At 72.8% G+C, this 13,915-nt stretch carries 14 protein-coding genes; 8 read left to right on the plus strand and 6 right to left on the minus strand.

All coding sequences use genetic code 11. The features are described 5' to 3' along the window. The first annotated feature begins 287 nt into the window (after positions 1 to 287). The 3 genes from ACFWE1_RS07280 (at position 288) to ACFWE1_RS07290 (ending at position 2,851) form a co-directional block, all read left to right on the plus strand. Entirely contained in the window at positions 288 to 545 is a 258-nt protein-coding gene (locus ACFWE1_RS07280; protein ID WP_376932797.1) for a hypothetical protein, read from the plus strand. Further along, positions 542 to 2,029 carry a cation acetate symporter gene (locus tag ACFWE1_RS07285; RefSeq protein WP_376932798.1) on the plus strand — a complete coding sequence of 496 codons (1,488 nt, stop codon included), beginning with the start codon at positions 542 to 544 and terminating at the stop codon, positions 2,027 to 2,029. Before ACFWE1_RS07280 ends, ACFWE1_RS07285 begins: the two co-directional genes overlap by 4 nt. Before the next feature lie 81 nt (positions 2,030 to 2,110). Beyond that, a complete protein-coding gene (locus ACFWE1_RS07290) occupies positions 2,111 to 2,851 on the plus strand; it encodes a sulfite exporter TauE/SafE family protein (protein WP_376932799.1) in 741 nt (246 codons plus the stop codon). A 9-nt stretch (positions 2,852 to 2,860) separates the two neighbouring features. Here ACFWE1_RS07290 and ACFWE1_RS07295 read toward each other — a convergent pair whose 3' ends face one another. Then, positions 2,861 to 3,505: a GNAT family N-acetyltransferase gene (locus ACFWE1_RS07295; protein WP_376932800.1), complete on the minus strand. Its 645-nt coding sequence runs from the start codon at positions 3,503 to 3,505 to the stop codon at positions 2,861 to 2,863. Between the two features lie 196 nt (positions 3,506 to 3,701). Between ACFWE1_RS07295 and ACFWE1_RS07300 the strand changes: the two genes are divergently transcribed. Beyond that, complete coding sequence (locus ACFWE1_RS07300) at positions 3,702 to 3,920, plus strand: antitoxin (RefSeq protein ID WP_376932801.1); 219 nt, start codon at positions 3,702 to 3,704, stop codon at positions 3,918 to 3,920. Positions 3,921 to 4,003: 83 nt separating this feature from the next. Here ACFWE1_RS07300 and ACFWE1_RS07305 read toward each other — a convergent pair whose 3' ends face one another. Together ACFWE1_RS07305 and ACFWE1_RS07310 are read right to left on the minus strand one after the other, a co-directional pair. After that, positions 4,004 to 5,290 carry an adenylosuccinate synthase gene (locus tag ACFWE1_RS07305; RefSeq protein WP_376932802.1) on the minus strand — a complete coding sequence of 429 codons (1,287 nt, stop codon included), beginning with the start codon at positions 5,288 to 5,290 and terminating at the stop codon, positions 4,004 to 4,006. A 1-nt stretch (position 5,291) separates the two neighbouring features. After that, a complete protein-coding gene (locus ACFWE1_RS07310) occupies positions 5,292 to 5,768 on the minus strand; it encodes a DUF3151 family protein (RefSeq protein WP_376932803.1) in 477 nt (158 codons plus the stop codon). A gap of 118 nt (positions 5,769 to 5,886) precedes the next feature. Between ACFWE1_RS07310 and argG the strand changes: the two genes are divergently transcribed. Then, complete coding sequence (gene argG / locus ACFWE1_RS07315; protein ID WP_376932804.1) at positions 5,887 to 7,311, plus strand: argininosuccinate synthase; 1,425 nt, start codon at positions 5,887 to 5,889, stop codon at positions 7,309 to 7,311. A gap of 130 nt (positions 7,312 to 7,441) precedes the next feature. Here the strand turns inward: argG and ACFWE1_RS07320 are convergent, their stop codons facing one another. Beyond that, entirely contained in the window at positions 7,442 to 7,777 is a 336-nt protein-coding gene (locus ACFWE1_RS07320) for a hypothetical protein (RefSeq protein ID WP_189084316.1), read from the minus strand. 182 nt (positions 7,778 to 7,959) lie between these two features. Between ACFWE1_RS07320 and ACFWE1_RS07325 the strand changes: the two genes are divergently transcribed. Both ACFWE1_RS07325 and ACFWE1_RS07330 read left to right on the plus strand, forming a co-directional pair. Continuing rightward, positions 7,960 to 8,622: a hypothetical protein gene (locus ACFWE1_RS07325; RefSeq protein WP_376932805.1), complete on the plus strand. Its 663-nt coding sequence runs from the start codon at positions 7,960 to 7,962 to the stop codon at positions 8,620 to 8,622. Continuing rightward, entirely contained in the window at positions 8,619 to 10,478 is a 1,860-nt protein-coding gene (locus ACFWE1_RS07330; protein ID WP_376932806.1) for a YhgE/Pip family protein, read from the plus strand. The genes ACFWE1_RS07325 and ACFWE1_RS07330 overlap by 4 nt, the downstream gene beginning before the upstream one ends. On the opposite strand, the gene ACFWE1_RS07335 is transcribed toward ACFWE1_RS07330, so the two are convergent. Both ACFWE1_RS07335 and ACFWE1_RS07340 read right to left on the minus strand, forming a co-directional pair. Beyond that, on the minus strand, positions 10,475 to 11,506 hold the full coding sequence (locus ACFWE1_RS07335) for a magnesium and cobalt transport protein CorA (RefSeq protein ID WP_376932807.1): 1,032 nt from the start codon (positions 11,504 to 11,506) through the stop codon (positions 10,475 to 10,477). The two genes, ACFWE1_RS07330 and ACFWE1_RS07335, sit on opposite strands and share 4 nt — an antisense overlap. Positions 11,507 to 11,681: 175 nt before the next feature. Beyond that, entirely contained in the window at positions 11,682 to 12,302 is a 621-nt protein-coding gene (locus ACFWE1_RS07340; protein ID WP_376933080.1) for a TrmH family RNA methyltransferase, read from the minus strand. 177 nt (positions 12,303 to 12,479) lie between these two features. Here ACFWE1_RS07340 and ACFWE1_RS07345 point away from each other — a divergent pair, with 177 nt between their 5' ends. Continuing rightward, positions 12,480 to 13,838, plus strand: a complete 1,359-nt coding sequence (locus tag ACFWE1_RS07345) for an Nramp family divalent metal transporter (protein WP_376932808.1) — start codon at positions 12,480 to 12,482, stop codon at positions 13,836 to 13,838. The last annotated feature ends 77 nt before the right edge of the window (positions 13,839 to 13,915 follow it).

The following is a 13,915-nucleotide window of genomic DNA, read 5'->3' on the forward strand; positions in this document are numbered from 1 at the left end:
GGTCCCCTGAGCCCGTCGAAGGGGAACCGACCTGGTCCCCTGAGCCCGTCGAAGGGGAACCGACCTGGTCCCCTGAGCCCGTCGAAGGGGAACCGACCTGGTCCCCTGAGCCCGTCGAAGGGGAACCGCACCCTTCGACAAGCTCAGGGAACCAGTCGAGCTCAGGGGACCGACCCGCCCGCGTCCGCGTCACCGCCGCCGGCACCCCCCGCCCCGCCGCGCCGCGCGCCGCCCTCCGGCTCGACCGCGCGCCGGAGGCGCCGACGAGCGACATCCGCGGCGTCTACGTGCGCTCCCTCATCCGTTCGCAGCTGCGCCTCGGCCTCGTGTTCGCGGGCGGCTTCTGTCTCGCGACCGCCCTGTTCGTGGCCGCGATCGTGCTGGTCCCCGGGCTCGACGCCCAGTTCGTCGCCGGCGTCCCCGTCTCCTGGCTGCTGCTCGCCTTCGGCCTGTACCCGCTCGCGATCACCGTGGGTGTGCTCTACGCGCGGGCGGCCGCGCGCAACGAGGCACGGTTCCGCCAACTCGCCGAGGACGACGCGTGAACCCCGTCACCGGCTACACGGCGATCGCGGTGGTCTCGCTGGCCTCGGCGCTGATCGGTTTCTACGGACTGCGGGTCTCCCGCACGACGGGCGACTTCTACGTCGCGAGCCGCACGGTACGCCCCTGGTGGAACGCCTCCGCGATCGGCGGCGAGTACCTGTCCGCGGCCTCGTTCCTCGGCGTCGCGGGGCTCGTGCTGCTGAGCGGCTCGACGGGCTTCTGGTTCCCGATCGGCTACACGGCCGGCTACCTCATGCTGCTGCTCTTCGTCGCGGCGCCGCTCCGCCGCAGCGGCGCGTACACGATCCCCGACTTCACCGCCGCCCGGCTCGAGTCGCGCTGGGTGCGCCGGGTGACGAGCACCCTCGTCATCCTCGTCGGCTGGTTCTACATCGTGCCGCAGCTGCAGGGCGCCGCGCTGACCGTGCGGATCACGACGGGGCTGCCGCCGTGGGCCGGCTCGCTCGCGGTCGCCGTGATCGTCGCGGTCGTCGTGGTCGCCGGGGGCATGCGCTCGATCACCTTCGTGCAGGCGTTCCAGTTTTGGCTGAAGCTCACGGCGCTCGCGGTGCCGGTCGTGGCGCTGCTCATCGTCGTCGCGGGCGGCGTACCGGGCCTCGAGGCGCGTGCGGCGCTGGCCCCCGATCTGGCGTTCCCGGTCGAGGCCGGGCCGCACGGGCTCGACGCCTACCGCACGGTGTCGCTGATGGTGGCGCTGCTCTTCGGCACGCTCGGCCTGCCGCACGTGCTCGTGCGCTTCTACACGAACCCGGATGGCGCGGCCGCCCGCCGCACGACGGTGATCGTGCTCGCCCTGCTCTCGGCGTTCTACGTCTTCCCGACGGCGTTCGGGCTGCTCGGCCGGGCCTTCGCCCCGGAGCTCGCCGAGCGGGGGCAGGCCGACGCGCTCGTGCTGCTCCTGCCGGGGTTGCTCGTGCCGGGCCCGTGGGGTGAGCTGCTCACCGCGCTCGTCATCGGCGGGGCCTTCGCCGCCTTCCTCTCGACGAGCTCGGGGCTCGTGGTGTCCCTCGCGGGCGTCGTCAGCCAGGACCTGCTCGGCGGCAGCGTGCGCGGCTTCCGCATCGCGGCGGTGCTCTCGACGCTCGTGCCGCTCGCCGTCGCGCTCGTAACGGAGTCGGCCGGACTCGCCGGCAGCGTCGGCCTCGTGTTCGCGTTCACCGCGTCGACGCTCTGCCCCGTGCTGCTGCTCGGCATCTGGTGGCGCGGGCTGACCGCGCGCGGCGCGATCGCCGGCATGGTGACGGGGGCGCTGCTGTCGGGCGGGGCGATCCTCGCCGGCGCCGCGGGTGCGACGGCGGCCGCGCCGGGGTGGCTGCGGCCGCTCGTCGAGCAGCCCGCGGCGTGGACGGTGCCGCTCGCGGTCGCGGTCATCGTGCTCGTCTCACTCGCGGACCGACGGCGGATGCCTCGCAGCGCCGACGCGTTCCTCGCCCGCCTGCACGTGCCGGAACGGCTGCGCTGAGCGGCGGGCGGATGCGGGCGGCCGGCGACGAGCCGGCCGCCCCGGCCCGACCGCGTCGACCGCCCCGGCTAGGCTGGATCGGTGCTGTTGCCCGTCGCGATCTCCGTCCTCGTCGGCGCGTTCGCACAGCGCATCACGGGCATGGGCTTCGCCCTCATCGCCTCGCCGGCCCTCGTCATCCTGCTCGGCCCCTTCGACGGCGTCATCATCGTGAACGTCTGCGCCGTGCTGTCCTCGCTGCTCATCCTGCCGCGGGTGTGGAAGCAGGTGGAGTGGCGGCGCTTCGCCTGGCTCGTCGTGCCGGCACTCGTCGGCACCCTGTTCGGCACCCTCGCCGCGACGGCCGTCCCGGGTCCGTGGCTGCAGCTCGGCATCGGTGCCCTCGTGATCGTGGCGCTCACCGTCACGCTGCTCGTGACCCGCACCGAGCACGTCGTGCACGGGGCGCCGCCGGCGATCCTCACGGGTGCCGCGTCGGGGTTCATGAACTCCGCGGCCGGGGTCGGCGGGCCCGCGCTCAGCGTCTACGCGGTCGCGAGCCGCTGGTCGCAGACGGGCTTCGCGGCGACCGCGCAGGCGTACTTCATCGTGATCGGCTCCGCGGCGCTCGCGAGCAAGCTCGCCACGACGGGCTGGCAGTTGCCCGAGCTGGAGCCCGGTGCCTGGCCCTGGGTGATCGCCGCGCTGCTCGTCGGGCTCGTGCTCGGCGAGCTGCTGCACGCGCGGATCAGCCATCGCGCCGCCCGCATCGCGGTCATCGCGATCGCCTACCTCGGCGGCGCCGCGGCCCTCGTCGACGGCGCGCTCGAACTGCTCGGCTGAGCCGGGCGCTCAGCGCCGGAGCCGCACCGGCCCGTCGCCGAACGCCGCGAGCCGCGCCTCGAGCCCGGCGCGCACCTCGGGCCACTCGTCGACGATGACCGAGTACACCGCGCTGTCGCGCCAGCTGCCGTCGGCCCGCCGCTTGTCGCGCCGCATGACGCCGTCGAGCTTCGCCCCGAGCTTCTCGATCGCGCCGCGGGACCGGGCGTTCGCGGCATCCGCCTGGATCTTCACCCGGCCGAAGCCGTTCGCGAAGGCGAGCCCGAGCAGCAGCAGCTTCGCCTCCGGGTTCACCGCGGTGCCCCAGACGCGCGGGTCGTAGCCCGTCCAGCCGATGTGCGTCGACTCGTTCGGCAGGTCGAAGTCGGCGAGCTTCGTGGCGCCGACGATGCGGCCGTCGTCCGGCCCGCCGAGGAGACGCACCGTGAAGGGCCGCTGCTCGACGCCGGCCGTGCCGCCGTAGTACCCCGTCGCCCAGCGGTCGAACGCGGCCCGGTCGGCGGGGAGCCCGGCCGGACCACCGCCGTAGCCGCCGGCGAAGACCTCGGGACGGGCGAGCGCCTCGAAGAGGCCGGCGAGGTCGTCAGGATGCCACGGCGAGAGCCGGATGCGGCTGCCTCGGAGCTCGGCGCGGGCGGGAAGGGTCGCGGTCACGGATCGAGTCTGGCACGGGTGGACGAACCCCGGCGGGCGCTCGGCACCCGGCCGCGCGGGAAATGCCCGTTCGATCGGCCATTCTTCGCGGATGACGCCGCGCGTCGAGCGGGCCGGAATGCCCCCTTCCCGTGCGGCTCGGCGTGTGCGACGATGACGGCGAAACCGCCATTCCGAGCGAGCGAGAGGACCCATCATGGGCGCACTGGACGACGCGGCCAAGCAGGCCGGCGACTTCATCAACGAGAACAAGGACAAGATCACCGACGCGCTGAAGAGCGAGCAGGCCGAGGGCATCAGCGACTCCGTGCTCGACGGGGTCGCCGACTTCGCGAAGAAGGTCACGGGCGGCAAGTTCGACGAGCAGATCGACGGCGCGCGCGACTCGGTCGACGGCGCCATCGGCAACGAGTAACGCCGACGACGACGAAGGGCGGATGCCTCGGCATCCGCCCTTCGTCGCGCGATCGGGCCGCGCCTGCGGCCGCCGCGTTCGCGCTAGTCGATCAGATCGTGCAGCTGCACGATCGCGTCGCGCTCGGGGCCGACGCCAATCGCCGAGATCCGCGAACCGCTCATCGCCTCGAGCTCGCGCACGTAGGCCTGCGCGTTGGCGGGGAGGTCGGCGAACTCGCGCGCGCCGGAGAGGTCCTCGGTCCAGCCGGGGAACTCCTCGTAGATCGGCTTCGCGTGGTGGAAGTCAGACTGGGAGACGGGCACCTCGTCGACGCGCTCGCCGTCGACGTCGTACGCGACGCAGACGGGGATGCGCTCGATGCCGGTGAGCACGTCGAGCTTCGTGAGCACGAAGTCGGTCACGCCATTGATGCGCGCCGCGTAGCGGGCGATCGGGGCGTCGTACCAGCCGGTGCGGCGGCGGCGGCCGGTCGTCGTGCCGAACTCGTGGCCGTTCTCGGTGAGGAAGTCGCCCCACTCGTCGAACAGCTCCGTCGGGAACGGGCCGGCGCCGACGCGCGTCGTGTACGCCTTGACGACCGCGATGACCCGGTCGATCTGGTTCGGCGCGATGCCGGAGCCGGTGACCGCCCCGCCCGAGGTCGCGTTCGAGGACGTGACGAAGGGGTACGTGCCGTGGTCCACGTCGAGCATGGTGGCCTGGCCACCCTCGAAGAGCACGGTCTCGCCGCGGCCGAGCGCCTGGTGCAGCTCGAGCGCCGTGTCGGTGACCATGGGGCGCAGCCGGTCGACGTAGCCGAGCAGCTCGTCGACGATCTCGTCGACGGCGATCGCGCGGCGGTTGTAGACCTTCACGAGCAGGTGGTTCTTCTGGTCGAGGGCGCCCTCGACCTTCTGCCGCAGGATGTTCTCGTCGAAGAGGTCCTGCATGCGGATGCCGACGCGGTTGATCTTGTCGGCGTAGCTCGGGCCGATGCCGCGACCGGTGGTGCCGATCTGGCGCTTGCCGAGGAAGCGCTCGGTCACCTTGTCGAGCGTGCGGTGGTACTGGGTGATGACGTGGGCGTTCGCCGAGATGCGGAGCTTCGAGACATCCACCCCGCGGCTCGCGAGGCCCTCGAGCTCCTCGAACAGCACCTCGATGTCGACGACCACGCCGTTCGCGATGACGGGCGTGACGCCCGGCGTCAGGATGCCCGAGGGCAGCAGGTGCAGGGCGTACTTCTCGTCGCCGACGACGACGGTGTGCCCGGCGTTGTTGCCGCCGTTGAACTTCACGACGTAGTCGAGACGGGAACCGAGGAGGTCGGTGGCCTTTCCCTTGCCTTCATCGCCCCACTGGGCTCCGACGAGTACGACCGCGGGCATATCAGTCCTCTCCTGCCGGCGGGGTCGCCGGGATCACGGTGATGAGCTGGGTCGGCGTGAACTCGCTCGCGATGCGGGCGGGCGCCTCGGAATCGGCGGCCTCGAGCTCTGCGGCGAGCGCCTCGGCGCGCTCGGCGAGTCCGAGGGACAACGCGGCGCGACGCTGGGCGTCGAGGGCGCGCAGGTAGGCGCGGTTGGGCTCCTCGGCCCAGCGCACGGGGTCGCCCTCGGTCCAGCCGGCCGCAGCCAGCTGGGCTCGGGCGAACTCGACGGAGGCCGCGGCGAAGGCATAGGCCTCGATGGCCCGCCCCTCGGAGTCGGCGAGGTCGGCGAGCTCGGCCCAGGCGAGGGGCGACGAGGGATGTTCGGCGACGACGGCCTGCACGGCGCTGCGGTCGCTCGCGGCGAGGGCCTCGCGCACCTCCGGCTCGTCGGCCAGGATGATCTCGGTCTCCGCCGATGCTTCGTCAGGAGTCACACTCCACCATATCGCGCGCCCGCCCGGCGGCCCGGGAGGCGGCCCGGGAGGGCGGCCCGGCGTCCGCGCGCCGGATCGGCGGCGTCACGACCGCTCCCGCGCAACTAGGCTGGAGGCCATGTCGAAGGTCCTCACCTCCCTGCCCGCCGGCGAGCGCGTCGGCATCGCCTTCTCCGGGGGGCTCGACACCTCCGTCGCCGTCGCCTGGATGCGCGAGAAGGGCGCGGTGCCCTGCACCTACACCGCCGATCTCGGCCAGCCCGACGAGCCCGACGTCGAGGCCGTGCCCGGCCGCGCGCTCGAGTACGGGGCCGAGCTCAGCCGCCTCGTCGACTGCAAGGCGGCGCTCGTCGAGGAGGGCCTCGTGGCGCTCCAGTGCGGCGCGTTCCACATCCGCTCCGGCGGCAAGACGTACTTCAACACGACGCCGCTCGGCCGCGCGGTCACGGGCACGCTGCTCGTGCGCGCGATGATGGAGGACGGCGTCGACATCTGGGGCGACGGCTCCACCTACAAGGGCAACGACATCGAGCGGTTCTACCGCTACGGCCTGATGGCCAACCCGCGCCTGCGCATCTACAAGCCGTGGCTCGACTCGGCCTTCGTCACCGAGCTCGGCGGCCGCCAGGAGATGAGCGAGTGGCTGCTCGAGCGCGAGCTGCCGTACCGTGCCAGCGCCGAGAAGGCCTACTCGACCGATGCGAACATCTGGGGTGCGACGCACGAGGCCAAGGTGCTCGAGGAGCTCTCGGCCGGCATCACCACGGTCGAGCCGATCATGGGCGTGAAGTTCTGGGACGAGTCGGTCGAGATCCTCGCCGAGGACGTCACCGTGCGCTTCGAGCAGGGCCGCCCGGTCGCGATCAACGGCGTCGAGTTCGACGACGCGGTCGAGCTCGTGCTCGAGGCGAACCGCATCGGCGGCCGCCACGGCCTCGGCATGAGCGACCAGATCGAGAACCGCATCATCGAGGCGAAGTCGCGCGGCATCTACGAGGCGCCGGGCATGGCTCTGCTGCACCTCACGTACGAGCGCCTGCTGAACGCGATCCACAACGAGGACACGATCGCGAACTACCACAACGAGGGCCGCCGCCTGGGCCGGCTGATGTACGAGGGCCGCTGGCTCGACCCGCAGTCGCTCATGCTGCGCGAGTCGATCGTGCGCTGGGTCGCTTCGGCGGTCACGGGCGAGGTCACCGTGCGCCTGCGCCGCGGCGACGACTACACGATCCTGAACACCGAGGGCCCGGCGTTCAGCTACCAGCCCGAGAAGCTCTCGATGGAGCGCGTCGGCGACGCCGCCTTCGGCCCCGAGGACCGCATCGGCCAGCTGACCATGCGCAACCTCGACATCGCCGACTCGCGCAGCCGCCTCGAGCAGTACGCGCACCTCGGCATCGTGGGCGGCTCGACCGCGGCCCTGGTCGGCGACCTGGCCGAGGGCGACGCGGCCGAGATCGCCGCGCCGGCCGACGACGCCGCCTCCGCCGCGACGGATGCCGCGATCGAGGCCGCGGCGTTCGACCTCGGCACCGACTGAGCGGAACCACGCGCCCCGCGCACGACGCAGCCCGGCACCTGGACGGTGCCGGGCTGCGTCGTCTCGCGCGGCGGTTCGGGCGCCGGCGGTCGGGGCGGCGGGTCGGGCGCCGCCCCGATCGCGCTGCTGGTCAGCGCGGGACCTGGGTGCAGCCGCTCAGGGCGAAGAGCGGGTCGCCCCGGCCCTCCATCCAGACGGCGGTGCCGTGGTCGTCGTACCAGAAGCCCGGGTAGACGTCTTCCTCGTCCTGGTGCTTGGCGTGCGCCTTGACGACCGCGAGCTTGTCGGTCTCGATGTACACGTAGGGGTTCTTCTCGCTGTGCGTCGCGTGACAGTAGGGGACCTTGTGGTCCCCGTCCACGGGACTCGAGGCGAACGCCGGCGACGCGGTCGCCAGCAGGGCTGCCGCGGCGAAGGGCACGGCGGCGAGGACGGCGACGGCGCGCCGGATGCTGCGCTCGGCCATGATGGGCTCCATTCTCGGGTTCGGACGACCGCGTCATGCGGGTATGCGGTCAGGGTCAGCAAAGCACTGCGCCGCCCCGCCAACAAGAGGAATCCTCACCCCCGTTCGGGGGCGCGCAGCGGAGCCCGCCCGAGGGGAGGACAATGGGGGTCTGCCCACGAGGCAGACGAGGAGGAGGGCGCGTGAGGATCGAGCTCCGCGGAGTCGCCAAGGGCCGGGACGGGCAGGCGCTGCCCACGACCACCGTCGGATTCGAGTCCGGTCGTGCGACCCTCGCGAGAGCGGAGACCGAGCAGCGCCCCACCGTGCTCGGGCTCATCGCGTCCGGGCGCATGCGCCCCGACTCCGGCGAAGTCGTCATCGACGGCAAGGCGGACGCCTCGGCCATCCGCCGCCGCATCGCCCTCGTCGACGCGCCGGAGGTCAGCGACCCCGCCCCCGACATCGCCCTCGGCGGCGTCGCCGCCGAGGAGCTCATGTTCGCCGGTATCCCCTCGAACCCGGTCTCGGTCGGCCGCTGGCTCAGCCAGCTCGGCCTCGACCACCTCGCGCGCGTGCCGATCGCGAACGTCGCGCCGCACGCGAGGCTGCGGCTGCTCACCGAGCTCGCGCTGCTCCGCGAGGGCGTCGAGGGCCTCGTGATCGTCTCGCCCGACCGGCACGGCGGCGATCCGATGGAGTGGTGGGAGCTCGCGAAGGGCCTCGCCGACCGCGGCTTCGCGCTGCTCGTGATCGCCGGCGACGCCTCGGCCGCGGCGATCGGCGCCGCCGCGATGATCGCCAGGATGCACGGGCCCGACGAACCGGACGACGAGCTGCCGCTCGCCGAAGGAGGCTTCGCGTGAAGATCCCGCAGATGATCGCCGCGGAATTCCGCCGGCTCACCTCCACAAAGATGTCGGTGCTCGCGCTCCTCGCGCTCATCGCCGTGCCGGTGCTCTACGGCGGCCTCTACCTCTGGGCCAACCAGGACCCCTACGCGAAGTTCGCCGAGGTCCCCGTCGCCCTCGTCGTCGAGGACGAGGGCACGCCGGCGAGCGACGACGCCCCGGCCCGCAACGTCGGCGACGAGATCGCCTCGGAGGTCGTCGCCGACGGCGCCTTCGACTGGCACCGGGTGTCGGCCGAGGAGGCCGAGCAGGGGCTCGACGAGTCGCGCTACGACTTCGCCATCACGTTCCCGCGCGACTTCTCCGAGGCGCTCGCCTCGGTGCAGACGGATGCCCCGCGGCAGGCCGAGATCGTCCTCGCCACGAACGACGCCAACAGCTACCTCGCGGGCACGATCGGCAAGCAGGCGGTCGAGAAGATCCGCACGACGATCGCCGAGAAGGTGGGCCAGGAAGCGGCGTCCACGCTGCTCGACTCGATCTCGACGATCCGCGGCAAGCTCGGCGAGGCCGCCGACGGCGCGGCGAAGCTCACCGACGGCGCCGGCACCGCGCTCGACGGCGCCGGGCAGCTCGGCGCCGGGGCCGGCCGACTCGCCGACGGCACGGCGCAGCTGCGCGACGGCACCGCGCAGCTCGCGGACGGCTCGGCGACCCTCGCCGACGGCGCCGGGCAGGTCGCCGACGGCAACGCCGAGCTCGCGGCATCCGCCGACCGGGTCGGCTCCGTCGTCGCGCAGGCCGCTGCCGACGTGCCCCAGGCGCGCGCCGAGATCGAGGCGCTGCTGCGCGCCCAGGGGCTCGACCAGGCCACGATCGACGCCGTGCTCGCCCGGCTCGACGTCGTCGGCACCGCGATCGTCGACGGCAACGAGCGGGTGCAGCAGGTCGTGGGCGAGGTGGACCGGCTCGCCGACGGCAGCCGCCAGGTGGCGAACGGCTCGGCGGAGCTCGCCGCGGGCGCTCGCACCGCCGCCGACGGCGCAGCGCAGGCAGCGGGCGGCGCAGCCCAGCTGCGCGACGGCCTCGGCACGCTGCAGTCCGGGCTCGGCGAGCTCGAGACCGCGGCCGGCACCCTGCGCGACGGACTGCAGGCCGGCGTCGCCGAGATCCCCGACTCCTCCCAGGCCACGCGCGACGCGCAGGCGGCGACGATCGCCGACCCGATCACGCTCGAGACGAGCCAGGTGACGCAGGCGGGCAACTACGGCGCCGGGCTCGCGCCGTTCTTCGCGGCCCTCGCCGGCTGGATCGGCATCTACGCGCTGTTCCTCATCGTGAAGCCGATCTCTCGGCGCGCGGTGACGGCGCTGCACTCCCCCCTCCGGATCACGCTGGCCGGCTGGCTGACCCCGGGGCTCCTCGGCGCGGTGCAGATGGTCGCGCTCTACGTCGTGCTCGCGGTGACGCTCGGCTTCCAGATGCACCATCCGCTCGGCGTCGTCGGCACCATGGTGTTCGCCTCGGCGACGTACGCGGCGATCATCCTCGCGCTGAACGTGTGGCTCGGCTCGGTCGGGCAGTTCCTCGGCCTCGTGCTCATGGTGCTGCAGCTCGTGACCGCGGGCGGCACGTTCCCCTGGCAGACGCTGCCCGCGCCGCTCGCGGCGCTGCACCACGTGCTGCCGATGGGCTACGTCGTCGACATGATGCGCCAGTTCATGTACGGCGGTGATCTGTCGCGCGCCTGGGCGGACGCCGGGGTGCTCGCGATCTGGCTCGCCGGCGGCCTCGTGCTCGCCGCGATCGGCGTGACCCGGATGACGCACTTCCGCACCCTGCGCGACCTGCAGCCGAGCCTCATCGGCTAGAGCCAGCGGCGCGACTTGAAGATCAGGTAGAGCACCGAGGCCGAGGCGATCATGAGCACGATCGCGAAGGGGTAGCCCGCCTCCCAGCTGAGCTCGGGCATGTTGTGGAAGTTCATGCCGTAGATGCCCGCGACGAGCGACGGCGCGAAGAAGATCGCCGCCCAGCTGGAGATCTTCTTCGTCTGCTCGCTCTGCGCGAGGCTCGTCTCGGTGAGCGACTGCATGACCTCGTTCTGCCGCTGCGCGACGAGGGTCGCGTGCACGCTGAGCGCGTTCTGCAGGGTCTGCCGGAACTCGTCCGCCTTCTCCGTGATGCGGATGACATGGTCGAGCACGTCGCGGAACGAGCGGCGCAGCTCGAGGCCGGAGTCGTCGTCGCCGGAGCTTCCCGCGTCGAGCTCGGCACGGAGTGTCTCGATGACCCCGACGAGCGGCTTCGTCGCGCGCTGGAACTCCATCACCTCGCCCGAGAGGTCGTAGATGCGCTTCGCGACGGCCGCCTCGCCGGAGAACAGCTCGTCCTCGATCTCGTCGATGTCGTTCTCGAGACCGGCGACCACGGGCGCGTACTCGTCGACGACCTGGTCGAGCACGGCGTAGAGCACGCCCATCGGGCCGCGGGCGAGCAGCCCGTCGGACTCGAGCCGGGCACGCACGCGGCCGAGGTCCGGGGACTCCGCGTGCCGCACGCCGACGACGAAGTCCTGCCCGACGAACAGGTGCACCTCGCCGAACTCCACCCGCTCCTCGGCGTCGAGGTAGCGGGCGGGGCGCAGCACGACGAAGCGCGTGTCGCCGTAGCGGTCGAGCTTCGCCCGCTGATGGCCGGTCAGCGCGTCCTCGACGGCGAGCTCGTGCAGCCCGAACTCCTTGGCGACGACCTCGAGCTCGGCCGCGTCGGGCCGGTAGAGGCCGATCCACGCGAAGCCGCCGGGCGCGGCCTGCAGCGCCTCGAAGGTGTCGTCGAGGCTCACGGGCGTCGCCACGCGGCGCCCGTCGACGTACACGGCGTTGTCGATGACGGTCACGGCGTCAGTCTGGCACGCGGGCGCGGCCGGGCCGGGCCGCCTCGCGCCATCCCGCCGCGCGCCCCCACCCATCCCCCGCCCGGCAAGACGGCACTATCTGCGGGTGCGCGGGCGCCGCGACCCACGAGTACTGACGTCTTGCCGGGGGGGTGGGGTGGGTGGGGCGGGGCGGGGGTCAGGGGTGGGGGGCGGGGGTCGCGTGGGCGAGCACCCAGGAGTGCATCGTGATCGCCGCGGCGGCGGCCGCGTTCAGCGAGCGGGTCGAGCCGTACTGGGTGATCTCGACGACCGCGTCGGCGATCGCCTGCGCCTCCGGCGACAGGCCGGGCCCCTCCTGCCCGAAGAGCAGCACGCAGCGCTCGGGCCAGTCGAAGGCTTCGATCGGCACGGCGCCGGGCACGTTGTCGACGGCGATGATCGGCAGGGATGCCTCGTGCGCCCACGCCGCGAAGCCCGCGACGTCCTCGTGGTGCTCGAGGTGCTGATAGCGGTCGGTGACCATCGCGCCGCGCTTGTTCCAGCGGCGGCGGCCGATGATGTGCACGGTGTCGGCGACGAAGGCGTTGGCGGTGCGCACGATCGAGCCGATGTTCAGGTCGTGCTGCCAGTTCTCGATCGCGACGTGGAAGCCGTGCCGCCGCTCGTCGAGGTCGGCCACGATCGCCTCGAGCCGCCAGTAGCGGTACCGGTCGACGACGTTGCGCCGGTCGCCGTGCTCGAGCAGCTCGGGGTCGTAGTGCGGCTCGCTCGGCCAGGCGTCGCGTCCGCCCGGCCAGGGGCCGACGCCGCCCGGCAGCTGGGCCTCGACGGGCGCTGCGTCGTCTCCGGGCTCGGCACCGTTTGCGGGCGCCGGGCCGTCTCCGGGCGCGCCCGCTGCGGGCTCTGCGGGCGCGGCGTCGTTCACCTGTGCCACGGTACTCGCACCGCACACCAGCTACTTTTCGGTGCGCCTAAATTCTGCTAACTTTTCGGTATGCCGAAATCTCCCGCCGATCCGCTCGCGCCCACCGCAGTCCGCCCCGACGAGGCATCCGCCGCCGCATCCGACGCCGCCGCCGGGCCGCGCGGCCGCGGCCTCAAGCGCGCCGGCTCGGTCCCGCGCGCCGCCTGGCTGATCGGCCCCGCGCTCGTCGCCGGCGTCGCGTACCTCGACCCCGGCAACGTCGCGAGCAACATGACGGCGGGCGCGCAGTACGGCTACCTGCTGGTCTGGGTCGTGGTGCTCGGCAACCTGATGGCGTGGCTCATCCAGTACCTGTCGGCGAAGCTCGGCATCGTCACCGGACGGAGCCTGCCCGAGGTGCTCGGCGAGCGCATCCGCAGCCGCTGGGGCCGGCGCGCCTACTGGCTGCAGGCGGAGCTCGTCGCGATGGCGACCGACCTCGCCGAGATCATCGGCGGCGCGGTCGCGTTGAACCTGCTGTTCGGCATCCCGCTGATCTGGGGCGGCGTCATCACGGGGGCGGTGTCGATCGGGCTCCTGATGATCCAGTCGCGCCGCGGCCCGCGCACCTTCGAGTTCGTCATCATCGGGCTGCTGCTCATCATCACGATCGGCTTCAGCGTCGGCGTGCTGATCGCCCCGCCCGACCCCGGCGGCCTCGTCGCCGGCCTCGCGCCCCGCTTCGCGGACACCGGATCGGTGCTGCTCGCGGCCTCCATCCTCGGCGCGACGATCATGCCGCACGCGATCTACGCGCACTCGGCCCTCAGCCGCGACCGCTTCGCGACGCCCGGATCGAGCCGGGCCGCGGCGCCCGGCGAGGCGACCGAGCTGCCCGCCGGGGTGCTGCTGCGCGCCACGCGCATCGACGTCACGGTCGCGATGGCGATCGCCGGGACCGTGAACCTCTGCATCCTGCTGCTCGCCGCGGTCAACCTCGCCGGCGTCGACGGCACCGACAGCCTCGAGGGCGCGTACGCCGCACTCGGGGCGGCGCTCGGCCCGGTCATCGCGACACTCTTCGCGATCGGGCTGCTCGCTTCGGGGCTCGCCTCGACCTCCGTGGGCGCGTACGCCGGCGCGGAGATCATGCACGGGCTGCTGCACGTGCGCGTGCCGCTCCTCGTGCGCCGACTCGTGTCGCTGCTGCCGGCGCTCGTGATCCTCGGACTCGGGCTCGACCCGACGCTGTCGCTCGTGATCAGCCAGGTCGTGCTCTCGTTCGGCATCCCCTTCGCCCTCGTGCCGCTCGTGTCGCTCACGGCGAAGGCGGGCGTGCTTGGCCGCTGGCGCAACCACTGGGCGACGACCGCGGCGGGCGTCGCGGCATCCGTGTTCCTGATCGCGCTCAACGCGCTGCTGCTCTGGCTGGTGTTCACCGGGGCGTAGAACTGGCGCAGAAGTTTCGGCCACGGCAACAGTCGGCAGAGTTTCATCCGCACGGTCCGTCACCGAGCCCGCGCACG

This window comes from Agromyces sp. NPDC060279 (assembly GCF_042726785.1).
Lineage (GTDB): Bacteria > Actinomycetota > Actinomycetes > Actinomycetales > Microbacteriaceae > Agromyces.